Annotated in this window: 1 protein-coding gene; it reads left to right on the top strand. The window is 47.9% G+C overall.

Annotated features, from left to right (window positions below; all coding sequences use genetic code 11):
- On the top strand, positions 1–491 hold a 491-nt coding region (locus G4P69_RS32235), incomplete at both ends, for a general stress protein (RefSeq protein WP_390693613.1).

The raw sequence follows: 491 nt of genomic DNA, 5'->3' as shown, positions 1-491 counted from the left end.
GAGCGATCGCCTTGAGGCTGCGAGATTAGGGCTTCCAGATGCTCGCGCACACTTTTACGAAGATCGGCTTAATCAAGGCAATTATGTCATTATCGCCAGTGGTACAGAAGACGAAATAAATCAAGCGGCTACAATTTTGGCCAGACGTGGAATTCAAGATTGGGAAATGTATGATCCAACCTTGGTGAATCCAGGAGCAAATGATTACCCAACAGGAGTAACAAGAGCAAGAAGAGCAATCGGGTTATTCCCGCGCCGTAGAGATGCAGAAGCAGCACTCACAGACTTAAGAGATGCAGGTTTCCCACTAAGCCAAGTATCATTGATTGCAAAAGATGCGGACCGCAATAACCCAATTGCAGGTGTAGAGCCCAGAACTGCTGGAGTAGGAAATAAAGCAGACGAGGGTGCAAAAGCAGGAGCCGCCACAGGTGGAGCAATAGGTGGATTAGGAGGCTTGTTAGTAGGTTTAGGAGCCTTAGCAATTCCAG

Source organism: Aetokthonos hydrillicola CCALA 1050, from assembly GCF_017591665.1.
GTDB lineage: Bacteria > Cyanobacteriota > Cyanobacteriia > Cyanobacteriales > Nostocaceae > Aetokthonos > Aetokthonos hydrillicola.
The sequence above is the reverse complement of the archived record's forward strand: the minus strand, read 5'-3'. Positions and strand labels throughout refer to the sequence as shown.